Source organism: Caballeronia sp. LZ024, from assembly GCF_031451455.1.
Classification (GTDB): domain Bacteria; phylum Pseudomonadota; class Gammaproteobacteria; order Burkholderiales; family Burkholderiaceae; genus Caballeronia; species Caballeronia telluris.
In genome coordinates this window covers 840,729-852,911 of sequence record NZ_JARUXL010000003.1, presented here as the reverse complement: position 1 = coordinate 852,911, position 12,183 = coordinate 840,729, and the positions used below count along the sequence as shown (strand labels likewise).

General features: G+C 67.0%; 11 protein-coding genes. 5 read left to right on the top strand and 6 right to left on the bottom strand.

The window, feature by feature from the left end:
* Positions 1-57: 57 nt before the first annotated feature.
* The 5 genes from QCE48_RS21375 to QCE48_RS21355 all read right to left on the bottom strand — a co-directional run bounded on the left by QCE48_RS21375 (position 58) and on the right by QCE48_RS21355 (position 6,089).
* Entirely contained in the window at positions 58-2,289 is a 2,232-nt protein-coding gene (locus tag QCE48_RS21375) for a xanthine dehydrogenase family protein molybdopterin-binding subunit (RefSeq protein ID WP_309783969.1), read from the bottom strand.
* Positions 2,290-2,301: 12 nt separating this feature from the next.
* The gene (locus QCE48_RS21370; RefSeq protein ID WP_309783968.1) at positions 2,302-3,306 is read right to left on the bottom strand and encodes a xanthine dehydrogenase family protein subunit M; all 1,005 of its coding nucleotides are present in this window, start codon (positions 3,304-3,306) and stop codon (positions 2,302-2,304) included.
* 11 nt (positions 3,307-3,317) lie between these two features.
* The gene (locus QCE48_RS21365; RefSeq protein WP_309783967.1) at positions 3,318-3,938 is read right to left on the bottom strand and encodes a 2Fe-2S iron-sulfur cluster-binding protein; all 621 of its coding nucleotides are present in this window, start codon (positions 3,936-3,938) and stop codon (positions 3,318-3,320) included.
* Positions 3,939-4,182: 244 nt separating this feature from the next.
* Positions 4,183-4,992: an alpha/beta hydrolase gene (locus QCE48_RS21360; RefSeq protein WP_309783966.1), complete on the bottom strand. Its 810-nt coding sequence runs from the start codon at positions 4,990-4,992 to the stop codon at positions 4,183-4,185.
* A 317-nt stretch (positions 4,993-5,309) separates the two neighbouring features.
* Positions 5,310-6,089 carry a DeoR/GlpR family DNA-binding transcription regulator gene (locus QCE48_RS21355; RefSeq protein WP_309783965.1) on the bottom strand — a complete coding sequence of 260 codons (780 nt, stop codon included), beginning with the start codon at positions 6,087-6,089 and terminating at the stop codon, positions 5,310-5,312.
* Between the two features lie 286 nt (positions 6,090-6,375).
* Here QCE48_RS21355 and QCE48_RS21350 point away from each other — a divergent pair, with 286 nt between their 5' ends.
* The 3 genes from QCE48_RS21350 to pdxA are packed head-to-tail and all read left to right on the top strand — an operon-like array spanning position 6,376 to position 9,662.
* On the top strand, positions 6,376-7,356 hold the full coding sequence (locus tag QCE48_RS21350; RefSeq protein WP_309794298.1) for a 2-keto-3-deoxygluconate permease: 981 nt from the start codon (positions 6,376-6,378) through the stop codon (positions 7,354-7,356).
* On the top strand, positions 7,353-8,633 hold the full coding sequence (locus QCE48_RS21345) for a four-carbon acid sugar kinase family protein (protein ID WP_309783963.1): 1,281 nt from the start codon (positions 7,353-7,355) through the stop codon (positions 8,631-8,633). Before QCE48_RS21350 ends, QCE48_RS21345 begins: the two co-directional genes overlap by 4 nt.
* A gap of 27 nt (positions 8,634-8,660) precedes the next feature.
* Complete coding sequence (gene pdxA, locus QCE48_RS21340; protein WP_309783962.1) at positions 8,661-9,662, top strand: 4-hydroxythreonine-4-phosphate dehydrogenase PdxA; 1,002 nt, start codon at positions 8,661-8,663, stop codon at positions 9,660-9,662.
* Between the two features lie 9 nt (positions 9,663-9,671).
* On the opposite strand, the gene QCE48_RS21335 is transcribed toward pdxA, so the two are convergent.
* Positions 9,672-10,997, bottom strand: a complete 1,326-nt coding sequence (locus tag QCE48_RS21335; protein WP_309783961.1) for an MFS transporter — start codon at positions 10,995-10,997, stop codon at positions 9,672-9,674.
* A gap of 255 nt (positions 10,998-11,252) precedes the next feature.
* On the opposite strand from QCE48_RS21335, the gene QCE48_RS21330 reads away from it, so the two are divergent.
* Together QCE48_RS21330 and QCE48_RS21325 are read left to right on the top strand one after the other, a co-directional pair.
* Positions 11,253-11,759, top strand: a complete 507-nt coding sequence (locus QCE48_RS21330) for an AraC family transcriptional regulator (protein ID WP_309783960.1) — start codon at positions 11,253-11,255, stop codon at positions 11,757-11,759.
* Positions 11,756-12,166, top strand: coding sequence for a VOC family protein (locus QCE48_RS21325; RefSeq protein WP_309783959.1), 411 nt, complete (start codon positions 11,756-11,758; stop codon positions 12,164-12,166). Before QCE48_RS21330 ends, QCE48_RS21325 begins: the two co-directional genes overlap by 4 nt.
* Positions 12,167-12,183 lie beyond the last annotated feature (17 nt).

The window sequence follows — 12,183 nt, the reverse complement described above, 5'->3', positions numbered from 1 at the left end:
GCCACAGGCGCAAAAAAGGCGGGCCGCAGAGGCCCGCCCTCGCACGAAGCCGTGCGTTCAAACCGCGCCGAGCAGATCCTCGATCATCACCGGCAGCTTGCGCACGCGCACGCCGGTTGCATGATGCACCGCGCCCGTGATCGCCGACGCAATGCCCGCAAGCCCGATCTCCGCAATACCGCGCGCCCCGAGTTCGTTGAACACCGGATCGGGGTAATCGAGAAAGGTGACATCGAGCGCCGGTGTGTCCGCGTTGGACGCGATGATGTAATCCGCGAGATTGTTGTTGACCGGCGCGCCGTTGCGCGGGTCGTAGCTCGTGTGCTCGAAGAGCGCCATGCCGACGCCCATCACCACCGCGCCTTCGATCTGGTTGCGCCCGGCATGCGGATTCAGGATGCGCCCCGCATCGATGACGGTCACGACGCGGCTCACGCGCAACTGCGCGATCTCCGGCTGCCACGTCACTTCCGCGAAGTGCGCGCCGTAGGAATAGATCGAATACTCCTTCTTGAGCGGATCGTCGAACCCGCCTTTCGCGCTGCCGGTTCCCGACGCCGCGTGCATCTGCGCGGCGCGCAGGATTTCGTCGAAGGGCACGCCGTTCGACGCCGCATCGCCCTTGCGGTGCACGCGGCCCTCGCTGAACGCGAGCTCTTCCGGCTTTGCGCCGGCAAAGGGCGAGCCTTCGAGCGATGCCGCGCGCGCGAGCACCGCCTTGGCCGCCGCGCGCGCCGCATCCGACACGGCCGGAATGACCGACGCGGTCGCCGCCGAGCCACCCGAAATCGGGCCGAGCGGCAGCGCCGTGTCGCCGAGGCCGACCTCGATCTTGTCGAGCGCGATGCCGGTCTGCGCCGCGACGAGCTGCGCGAGGATCGTGTACGTGCCGGTGCCGATGTCCTGCGTGCCGCAGACGACGCGCGCCGTGCCGTCCGCTCTCAGGTCGACGGTGGCGTCGGCGGAAAAGCGGATGCCCGGCCAGCTGCACGCGCCGACGCCCCAGCCGAGCGTGAGCCCGTCGCGTTGCATCGAACCGATGCCGGGCGTGCGTTTCGCCCAGCCGAACTTGTCGGCGCCGGTGCGCAGGCACTCGACCAGATGACGCGACGAGAACGGCAGGCCGGTGCTTTCGTCGACCTTCGGTTCGTTCATGATGCGGAACTCGACCGGGTCCATATCGAGCTTGAACGCGAGTTCGTCGATCGCCGATTCGAGCGCGAAGAGGCCCGGCACGGCGCCCGGTCCGCGCATCGCGGTAGGCGAGCCGACGTTGCGTTTCACCGTGCCCGACGTCACGCGCAGGTTCGGCGTGCTGTAGAGCACCGGCGTGGCTTCGCCGCAGCTTTCCGCGTATTCGTCGAGCAGCGCGCGGTGGTTGAGATAGTCGTGCCGCAACGACGTGAGCTTGCCGTTCGCATCGGCGGAAAGGCGCATGCGCTGCTGCGTGACCGGCCGATGCCCGACGTTCTGGAACATCATCTTGCGGTTCAGCACGAGCTTGACGGGCTGGTTCGTGTGGCGAGCGGCGGCCGCCGCGAGCAGCGAATGCGGCCACATCCACAGCTTGCCGCCGAAACCCGAGCCGAGATAGCGCGAGATCACGCGCACCTTTTCCTTCGGCAGGCCGAGCATCTGCATCAGCGTGCCCTGGTGGTTCGAGATGGCCTGCGTGGTTTCGTAGAACGTGTAGCCCTCGCCGTCCCACTGCGCGACGGTCGCGTGCAGTTCGATCGGATTATGCGTTTCGACCGGCGTCACGTAGGTTTCGTCGACGGTGACGGACGCGCTGTCGAACGCCTTCGCGGCGTCGCCGCGCTCGCTTTCGGTTTTCGGCTCGCCCTCCGGTTCGAGGTGATCGCTCACGTCGTGCTGCGTGACGTCATAGCCGACTTTCACGGCAGCGGCCGCCGCGCTCGCCGCCTCGAACGTCTCGGCGACCACGAGCGCCACATACTGGCCGTAATAGCGGATCACGTCGTCGTCGAAGGGCGGGCGGGCTTCGTCGACGTAGCCGGTGTCCATCGAGTTGCCCGAGATGCGAAAGAACTTGCCGATGTTGCCGCGATGCAGGATCGCGCGCACGCCCGGCATGCGTTCGGCGGCGGCGAATTCGAGCGACGTGATGCGCCCGCTCGCGATGGTGCTGCATACCGGCACGGCGTGCAGCAAGCCGGGAAACGCGACGTCCGACGTATAGGTGGCGCGGCCGCTCACCTTCAGCGGGCCGTCGATGCGTCGTTGCGGCTGTCCGATGACGGACGGCTTGGATTCGATCGTAGTGGACATGTGAAGGGTTCCTCAGGCGGGCGCGGTGGCGAGCTTCAGCGCGTGCACGAGGCAGCGCTTCGCGAGTTCGACCTTGAAGCCGTTCTGGCTCTGCGGCTTCGCGCCGGCGAGCGCGTCGGCGGCGGCGCGGGCGAACGCGTCGGCGTCGGGCGCGATGGAGGCGAGCGCGGCTTCCGCTTCGCGCGAACGCCACGGCTTCGTGCCGACGCCGCCGAGCGCGACGCGCACATGATCCAGCTTGCCGTCGACGACATTCACCACCACGGCCGCCGATGCCAGCGCGAACTCATACGACGCGCGGTCGCGCAGCTTCAGATACACCGACCGGCTGCCCGCGACGGGCGGCGGCAGCGTCACGTGCGTGATCAGATCGCCGGGTTCGAGCACGGTTTCGCGCTCGGGCGTGTCGCCGGGCAGCAGAAAGAAGTCGTCGATGGCGACGGCGCGTTCGCCTCGCGTGCCCTGGATGTGAACGGTCGCGTCGAGCGCCATCAGCGCGACGTTCATGTCCGACGGATTGCTCGCGATGCACTCGTCGCTCACGCCGAGGATCGCCTGCGTGCGGTTGAAGCCGCCGATCGCCGAGCAGCCCGAACCGTGATCGCGCTTGTTGCAGGGCATCGCGGTATCGCGGAAATAGACGCAGCGCGTGCGTTGCAGCAGATTGCCGCCGGTGGTCGCCATGTTGCGCAGTTGCGCCGACGCGCCCGCGAGCAGCGCCTGCGAGAGCACCGCGTAACGCTCGCGGATCAGCGGATGCTGCGCGAGGTCCGCGTTGCGCACCGTCGCGCCGATCTTCACGCCGCCATCAGCGGTCGCTTCGATCTTGTCGAGCGGCAGGCGCGAGATGTCGATCACGCGCCCTGGACGTTCGACGTTGAGCTTCATCAGGTCGAGCAGCGTCGTGCCGCCCGCGAGGAAACGCACGTCGGCGCCTTGCTGCGCGGTGCGCGAAGACGCGCCCGCGGTGATCGCGTCGCGCACGTCGCTTGCGCGCGAAAGCTGGAATAGTTCCATGTCGGCGCTCCTCAGGCTTTGCCGCGCACGGCCTGAATCGCCATGACGATGTTCTGGTACGCGCCGCAGCGGCACAGGTTGCCGCTCATCGCTTCGCGCACGTCGGCGTCGGCCGGGCCGACCGGTTCGTCGAGCAGCGCGACCGCCGACATCAGTTGCCCCGACGTACAGTAGCCGCACTGATAGCCGTCGCATTCGACGAACGACGCCTGCATCGGATGCAGGTTGTCCGGGCTGCCGATGCCTTCGATCGTCGTGATCGTGTCGCCTTCGTGGTTGGCTGCGAGGCACAGGCACGAATTGACGCGGCGGCCATTCACGTGCACGGTGCACGCGCCGCACTGGCCGTGGTCGCAGCCCTTTTTCGTGCCGGTCAGATGCAGATGGTCGCGCAGCGCGTCGAGGAGCGTCGTGCGCGGATCGAGCGACATCGAATAGTTCTTGCCGTTGACTGTCAGTTCGACGGGCGTCGTCGGTGCCGAGGCCGGCGCGACCGGCGGCGCGAGCACTTCGGCGGCGTGGCTGCCGTTGATCTCGCTGTGCGCTTCGGATGTTTGGTGCGCCTTCACGTCGGGGACGGGCGGCGTGCGGGAGGTGCTGGTGCTGCTGGTTTGGGGGACGTGCTGTTGCATTGTGCGATTCTCCTGGCAGGACGAGGCTTGGAGAGACAGGCAGCCGCTTTGCAGCGGTTGCAGCGCGCGAGGGCGCCGAAAACAGGCCGGCAGACCGGCTCCGGGTGCGCGAGCCGTGGGCGATTCGGGGACGCCGGCATCGAATTACTCAGCCAGTATAGGCACTCCCCGAGACGTTCGCAGAACCGGCCGGCCGCACTCGCGCGAGCGCCGGGCGCGCACGTTCCATGCCCGGACGGCGCGATTAGCGGCCGCGCACGAACGCGACGATTTCGTCGTTCACGCGCTCCGGCATCTGCCGATGCGGAGAATGACCGCAGGCTGGCAGTTTCGCCAGTCTGGCCTGCGCGACGCGCTGCGCAATCATGTCGATCTGCGCCATCGACGCGTATTCGTCCTCGTCGCCCTGAATCGCGAGCAGCGGACACGCGATGGACGACAGTTCGCCCGTGATGTCCCACGCGCGAAACGCCGGGTCGAGCCAGATGTCGTTCCAGCCGAAGAACGCCGAATCGACGTCCTCGTGATAGCGCGCGAGTTTCTCGCGCAGACCCGACGCCCGATACGCCTCGCGCGCCGCGCCGATCGCTTCGACCGACATCGGTTCCACCATCACGTGCGGCGCGAGCACGACGGCGCCCGCGAGCGCGTCCGGAAACGCCGCCGCGTACAGGAGCGAGATCGATCCGCCGTCGCTGTGCCCGATCAGCCACATGCGGCGGCGCGCGGCCGTATCGACGCCGAGCGTGTCGAGCAGCGCGGGCAGCACGTCGTCGGCCTGGCGGTGCATGAAATCGACCGACCACTTCACGTCGGCCGCGCGCGGCGTCGAGCGTCCGTAGCCGGGGCGCGAGTAGACGATGCCGCGAAATCCGAGCGCATCGCAGAGCGACTGCGGCCAGTCGCGCCACATCGCGATCGAGCCGAGTCCTTCGTGCAGGAACACGGCGATGGGCGCGTCGGCGAGCGCGGCATTGAGCCAGCGATATTCGACACGCAAGGCGTCGCGCGTCGCGGTAGCGGACAAGTCGGCGAAGTCGGCGGGACCATTCATGGACGATGACGTTTCGTGAGATCGGGTGTCGATGATAGCGCGCGACTGCCGCGTCGCGAGGCGATTCGACTGGCGCCGAGCGCGACGACTACGCGTGCACAAACACCTTGGCGACGATCGAAAGCGCCGCCGCGCCGAGCGTGACGAACACGACGAGCACGATAAGCGCGACGCAGAGCCGCAAGAGTGTCTTCACGGGGATCGGCCAAAAAAGATGGCCGCCGAGGCGGCCGGAAGGAGGGGATTCGCGGGGTGATTCGAAACCAACGTTAGGCGGCTTTCCTTAACCGGGGCTTAAGACGGCGTGGCCGATTGCGCTACAGCGAAGCCTGCGCCGATTCCACCGTCACTTCGTCCCTGAGCGTGAAGTCCGTAAGCGCGGGCGCATCGCGCGGCGCATCGGTGACGAGCGTCCAGTCGCGTTCGAGCGGCGTCCAGTGCTGCTGGCTCGCGCGCCCAAGCTTGTTCGACGTCACCAGCACGAACACGCTCGCCGCCTGCCGGATGATGCATTCCTTCAGATACGCTTGCTCCGCCGTGGCCTCGCACAATCCACGGCCCGCGACGACGCCGTCCGCACCGAGAAACGCCTTGTCGACGGTGAGGCGCGACAGCGCGATCTGCGCGAGCGGTCCGAGTGTGCTCATGCTCGACGGACGCACGTCGCCGCCGATCAGCGTCACCGGCACGTCGGCGGGGGCGAGCAGGCTCACCGCGAGCAGGTTGTTGGTGATCACGTGGATGCCGTCGCGGCCCGTGAGACAGCGCGCGAGCGCGGCGGTGGTCGTGCCGCCGTCGAGGAAGATCGTGTCGCCGTCCTGCACGTGCGCCACCGCCGCGCGGGCGATCGCTTCCTTCTGCTCGCGAAAGCTTTCGCTGCGCGTATCGAGCGATTCCTCCGGCTCGTGCATGCCGACCGACGCCGCCGACGCCGCGCCGCCATACGTGCGCACGATGCGCCGTTCGTCGGCGAGGGCGCGCAGATCGCGCCGCACGGTCGCCTCCGACATGCCGAAATGCTCGCACAGCGCGCTCACGTCGTTCATGCCCGACAGCACGGCTCGCAGCATCGCCTCGCGGCGTTTCGCAACTTTCATGGAGTCCCTGTGAATGTGGTTGTGATCCGGGCGGCGCACAGTTTAGCGAATCGCCGCTTGCGCACGACAATGCGGGCGCGCCGAATGCTCGATCCACCACGACGACGCACTCGGCTACAAAAAATGACCGATCCGATCATTTAATGCGAAAATGACTGACCCATGATCGGTGAAAACCCCGGTGCCGATCAATTTGCGCGAATCGCGCAGAACGCCTACACTCCCGTTTGATTGATTCAATCACAAAATGATCGGTTCACGCACGCAACTCAAGTGGGAGACATGAATGGCCCAGGTTTACATCAAGCGCGCAGTGGAGCGCGTGCCCGGCGGCATGATGATCGTGCCGCTTCTGATCGGTTCGCTGGTCGCGACTTTTCTGCCCGGCATGCCGAAGTTCTTCGGCTCGTTCACGAACGCGCTCTTCACCGGCGCGCTGCCGATTCTCGCCGTGTTCTACGTCTGCATGGGCGCGAGCATCAACGTCAAGGCGACGCCTTATCTGCTGAAAAAAGGCGGCGCGCTCTTCGCCGCGAAAGTCGGCACGGCGATCGTCGTCGGTGTGGTGCTCGGGCATTTTCTCGGCGAGCAGCCGGTGTCGTCGGGATTGTTCGCGGGCATTTCGACGCTCGCCGTCGTCGCCGCGATGAACGATACCAACGGCGGCCTCTACATGGCGTTGATGGGCCAGTACGGCAAGTCGGAAGACGTCGGCGCGTACACGATCATGTCGCTCGAATCCGGCCCGTTCCTCACGATGGTGACGCTCGGCGTGGCGGGCTTGTCGGCGTTTCCGTGGCCGACGCGCCTCCGCAGCATCCTGCCGCTCGCGCTCGGTATGCTGCTCGGCAACCTCGACCGCGAAATGCGCGATTTCCTCGCCAAAGCGGTGCCCGTGATGATCCCGTTCTTCGCGCTGGCGCTCGGCGCGAGCCTCGATCTGCACAAGGTCTGGCAAGCCGGGCTGCTCGGCATCGGGCTGGGACTCGCGGTGGTCGTCGTGACCGGCATTCCTCTCTATTTGACCGATCGCCTGACGGGCGGCACGGGCGTCGCGGGCACGGCGGCGGCGAACACGGCGGGCAACGCGGCGGCCGTGCCGGCGCTGATCGCGGCCGCCAATCCCGTCTACGCCGAAGCCGCGAAGAGCGCGACGCTGCTGGTGGCCGCGTGCGTCGTCGTCACGGCGATCGTCTCGCCTATCCTGACGGCGGCGGTGGCGAAGCGCGTGAGCGAACGGCGGATCACGCGCGAGGCGACGCAATGACGACGGGCTTGCTCATCATCGCCGACGATCTCTCCGGCGCAGCCGACTGCGCGATCGGCTTCGCGGGCGCGGGACGGCGCACGGTCGTGACGCTGGACGCGACGTCCGCCGGGACGAGCATCGACACGACCGCGACCGTCATCGCCGCCGATACCGACACGCGTCGCCTCACGCCGGCCGAAGCGGGAGCGCGCACGGCGGCTGCGTGGCGCGCGTTGCAGTCGCCGGGACGCCGGCTGTACAAAAAGATCGACTCGACCTTGCGCGGCAACTGGACCGCCGAAGTCGCGGCGCTGCAACCGCTCGCGGGTCTCGCGATCGTCGCGCCCGCGTTTCCGGCGACCGGCCGCACGGTGCGCGAGGGCCGCGTGCTCGTGCACGGCGCGCCGCTGGAATCGACCGAAACGTGGCAGCTGGAGAACGCAGGCCGCGACGCGGGTCTCGCCGCGCTGCTGCAAGCCGAAAACCTGCGCACCGAGGTGCTGTCCGCCGACGCCCTGCGCGGCGCGCCCGACGCACTGCGCGAAAAGATCGCGGCGTCGGCATCGAACGGCATCCAGGCACTGATCGTCGATGCCGAAACCAGCGACGACCTGAGCGCGCTCGCACGCGTCACCGCAGCAATGAGCGAGCCGCTCTTCTGGGTCGGCTCGGGCGGCCTCTCGCGCGAACTGGCCGCGCTGCCGGATCTGTTCGACAGCGAAACGCTCTCCGTGAGGCACGTCGCGAAGTCGGCGGGCGCGATCCTGATTCTCGTCGGCAGTCTGTCCGCCGTTTCCGAGCGCCAGTGCGCGATGCTGCGCGAGCGCGCCGGCGTGACCGAACTGATCGTGCCGCCCGCGGTGCTGCGCGAAGGCGCGGATCATCCGGCGTGGGGCGAGTGGCTCGGCCGCATCGGCGCGCGGCTGCAAGCGGGCGCGGACCTGATCGTGCGCATCGGCCGCGACGAAGCCTTCGATCCCGCCGAGGGCGCCCATCTTTCGACGACGCTCGCCGCGCTCGTCGCGCCGCATTTCGCGCATCTCGACGGCCTGATCGCGACGGGCGGCGAGACCGCGCGCGCGATGCTCGCGGCCGTGAACATCGGCAGTCTGGAATTGCTGGCGGAAGTCGAGGCGGGCGTCGCCGTCGCGCGGCCGGGCACGGCGCTCCTGCCGGCGATCGTCACGAAAGCGGGCGCCTTCGGCAGCGAACACGCGCTCTACGGCGCCTATCTGCACCTGCGCGGCGCCGCGGCACCCGAACGAAGCGCAGCGGCCTCCGTCGCCGCGCGCTGAAAAACCCAACCGAATCGAAACGACATCATGAGCAACTATCTTCCCGTAATCGGCATCACGATGGGCGACGCCACCGGCGTCGGTCCGGAAATCATCGTTAAAAGCCTGACGCACGACGCCGTCTACGCGCAATGCCGCCCGCTCGTGATCGGCGACGCGCGCCGGCTCGAACGTGCGAACGAGATCGTGGGCGGCACGGCGAAGGTACGTCGCATCGAAGCGGCGTCGCAGGCGCAATACGAGCCGGGCACGATCGACTGCATCGACCTGAACCTGATTCCCCACGACCTGCCGTTCGGCGCGTTGTCGGCGGTGGCCGGCGACGCCGCGTACCAGTACATCGCGCGCGCCGTGAAGCTGGCGCAGGCGAACGACATCGACGCGATCTGCACCGCGCCGCTCAACAAGGAAGCGCTGCACGCGGGCGGCCACAAGTTTCCCGGCCACACGGAGATGCTCGCGCAACTGACGGGCATCGACGAAGTGTCGATGATGCTCGTCGCGCCGCAACTGCGCGTGATTCATGTGACGACGCACATCGGCATCATCGACGCGATCCGCAAGATCGAGCCGGGCCTCGTGCAACGCACGATCGAGCGCGGCAACGCGACGCTCGTGAAGGCGGGCATCGCGAAGCCGCGCATCGGCGTGTGCGGGATCAATCCGCACGCGGGCGAGAACGGCCTTTTCGGCTATGGCGAGGAAGAGGAAAAGATCATTCCGGCGGTGAAGGTGCTGCAGGAACGCGGGCTCGACGTGACCGGGCCGCTTCCCGCCGACACGCTGTTCTATCGCGCGGGACGCGGCGACTTCGATCTGGTCGTCGCGATGTATCACGATCAGGGACACGGCCCGGTGAAGGTGCTCGGGCTCGAAGCGGGCGTGAACGTGACGGTCGGGCTGGATGTGATCCGCACGTCGGTCGATCACGGCACCGCGTTCGACATCGCGGGCAAAGGCATCGCCGATGAAGGCAGCCTGCTCGAAGCGTTGCGGCAAGGCGCGGAACTGGCAACTCGGCGCGCCTGAACGCGACGCCTACCGCAGCGCTTCGCTGTACCGATCGCGCAACGGCAGCAGCGTGAACAAGGCCACCGCGCTGCCGAAGATCACGTAATAGCAGATCGAAAGCGCGTCGCCGGTGGTCATCGTGAGCCACTGGACGATGGCGGGCGCGAAGCCGCCGAAGATCATCACGGCGACGTTGTAGCTCACCGAAATGCCCGTCGAGCGCACGCTCGACGGCAGCAGTTCCGCGATGAACGCCGGATAGCAGCCCTGGAAAATGCCGAGGTAGAGCATCAGCAGCGCCTGGCACGCGATCAGCATCGGCAGGCTCGGATGCGCGGTCAGCACCGCGAAGATCGGGTACGCGGTGATGATCGACAAGATGAGCGCCGTCAGCATCAGCTTCTTGCGCCCGATGCGATCCGACAGCGTGCCGAACACCGGACAGCACACCAGATACACGAGCGCACCGACCGTCGAGCTGACGAGGCCGTCGGTGAGCGGCATGTGCAGCACGCGCGTCGCGTGGGTCGGCAGATAGAGCAGGAAGATGTACGTGCCGATCGTGCCGAACACCGTCAGGCCGAAGCCCGCCGCGACCTGCATCCAGTGCTTGGTCGCGGTATCGCGGATCGGCGTCGAAGTCAGTTCGTTCTTCTCGCTTTTCTCGACGAACACCGGCGATTCGTCGAGCTTCGAGCGCAGATAAAGTCCGACCGGCACGATCATCAGTCCGATTACGAACGGAATGCGCCAGCCCCAGCTGCTCAGATGCTCGGGGCTGAGCGAGCGCGTCAGCACGGCGCCGAAAAGCGAACCGCAAAGACTCGCCACCGCCTGCGCGACCATCTGGTAGCTGCCGAAATAACCGCGCCGGTTGGCGGGCGCGTATTCGACGAGAAACGCCGTGGCGCAGCCCACTTCGCCGCCCGCCGAGAAGCCCTGGATCAGCCGGCCGATCAGCATGAGGATCGGCGCGGCGATGCCGATCGACGCATAGGTCGGCGCGAAGGCGATGAACGCGAGGCCGACTGCCATCAGCGAAATGGTGAGCGTGAGCGCCGACTTGCGGCCGACGCGATCCGCGACCGCACCGAGCACGATGCCGCCGAGCGGCCGCGTCATGAAGCCGACGCCGAAGGTCGCCCAGGTGGCGAGCAGCGAGATGGTCGGGCTGGTGGCGGGGAAATACAGCTTGGAGATGATGACGGCGAAGAAGCCGTAGACCATGAAGTCGAACCATTCGAGCGCGTTGCCGATCGTGGAGACCACGATCGCGCGTCGGCCGGAGAGGGTCTTGAGAAGCTCGTGCTCGCGATCGGCGGCGGTGCCTGCTGCGGGTAGAACGGTGCTCATCGGAATCACTCCCTTTGCGCGGGTTGGCGGAAAATAAGCATGCTGCTTGTAAGCACGTCGTATGGATTTCTTCCACTCGGCGCCGCCGGCTCGTGACACGCGGCGCCGCTGCAACCTCGAAACGCTACACCTGCTTAGAACAGAAAAAAATAGAATTTCGGACAATCGGATGGTGAGCCGCTTTCCTCGGACGGCTTCGAGCGGTATCCGCGTTGAGACTAAACTACGTGCATCTCGCCCGCGTCTTCGGAACTCATGGCCTCTCGCGAACGCCGTAGCGCCCAGCCATTGCAGGACCCGGCCCTGCTGCGTCGTCTATTGCGCGCCAAGGACCGCATGGATGCCGCCTCGCACGAAGCCTGGCCCGTCGAGCGCCTCGCCGCGGTCAGCGGTGTCTCAGAGGCGCACTTTGCACGCTCGTTCAAACGGGCCTTCGGTATTCCGCCGCATCGCTACCTGCTGACGCGGCGCATCGAGCAGGCCATAGCCCTATTGCGCGACACCGGACTCAGCATCACCGACATCGCGTTCGCCACCGGCTGGGAGAGTCTCGGCACGTTTGGCCGCATCTTCCGCGACGTCACTGGCCGCAGCCCCGGCGCCATGCGCCGGGAGGCGCAGGCGAGCATGCCTCGGCTGGACTGCGTGCCTGCCTGCGTCCTGAAGGCCGCGCAGCGTCCGGATCTCAACATCGCAGTTTTGGAGAAGCGCCGCCGCCTGGCCGACGATACAGTCAGTCCATCAACCAAGGAGGTGTCATGAACGAGGGAATCAGTGTGGTGGGCTTGTACGTCGACGACCAGGACGAAGCGCTCACCTTTTACGTCGACAAACTCGGATTTCGCGTCCATACGGACGTGCGCAACGGTTCTTACCGATGGCTCACGGTCCAGCATCCGGACCAGCCTTCGTTCCAGCTCGGCCTGTTCACGCCCGGCCCGCCCGTTCACGATGACGCCACCGCGCAAACGCTGCGCGCGATGGTCGCCAAGGGCGCCATGCCGCCGCTCGTCTTCTCGGTATCCGACTGCCGCGCCAGCTACGCCCGGTTCAAGGCGAGCGGCGTCGAATTCACACAGGAGCCGGTCGAGCGCTACGGCAGCGTCGACGCCGGTTTCCGCGATCCTGCCGGCAACGGCTGGAAAATGATCCAGGCGGCGCAAAGCTGACGCGCTGCTTTCCGCCA

Bases quoted from the DNA above. Each gene is read 5' to 3' on its own strand.
- QCE48_RS21345 (WP_309783963.1), top strand. From the start codon at position 7,353: ATGACGACGGGCTTGCTCATCATCGCCGACGATCTCTCCGGCGCAGCC.
- pdxA (WP_309783962.1), top strand. From the start codon at position 8,661: ATGAGCAACTATCTTCCCGTAATCGGCATCACGATGGGCGACGCCACC.
- QCE48_RS21355 (WP_309783965.1), bottom strand. From the start codon at position 6,089: ATGAAAGTTGCGAAACGCCGCGAGGCGATGCTGCGAGCCGTGCTGTCG.
- QCE48_RS21335 (WP_309783961.1), bottom strand. From the start codon at position 10,997: ATGAGCACCGTTCTACCCGCAGCAGGCACCGCCGCCGATCGCGAGCAC.
- QCE48_RS21375 (WP_309783969.1), bottom strand. From the start codon at position 2,289: ATGTCCACTACGATCGAATCCAAGCCGTCCGTCATCGGACAGCCGCAA.
- QCE48_RS21330 (WP_309783960.1), top strand. From the start codon at position 11,253: ATGGCCTCTCGCGAACGCCGTAGCGCCCAGCCATTGCAGGACCCGGCC.
- QCE48_RS21360 (WP_309783966.1), bottom strand. From the start codon at position 4,992: ATGAATGGTCCCGCCGACTTCGCCGACTTGTCCGCTACCGCGACGCGC.
- QCE48_RS21350 (WP_309794298.1), top strand. From the start codon at position 6,376: ATGGCCCAGGTTTACATCAAGCGCGCAGTGGAGCGCGTGCCCGGCGGC.
- QCE48_RS21370 (WP_309783968.1), bottom strand. From the start codon at position 3,306: ATGGAACTATTCCAGCTTTCGCGCGCAAGCGACGTGCGCGACGCGATC.
- QCE48_RS21325 (WP_309783959.1), top strand. From the start codon at position 11,756: ATGAACGAGGGAATCAGTGTGGTGGGCTTGTACGTCGACGACCAGGAC.
- QCE48_RS21365 (WP_309783967.1), bottom strand. From the start codon at position 3,938: ATGCAACAGCACGTCCCCCAAACCAGCAGCACCAGCACCTCCCGCACG.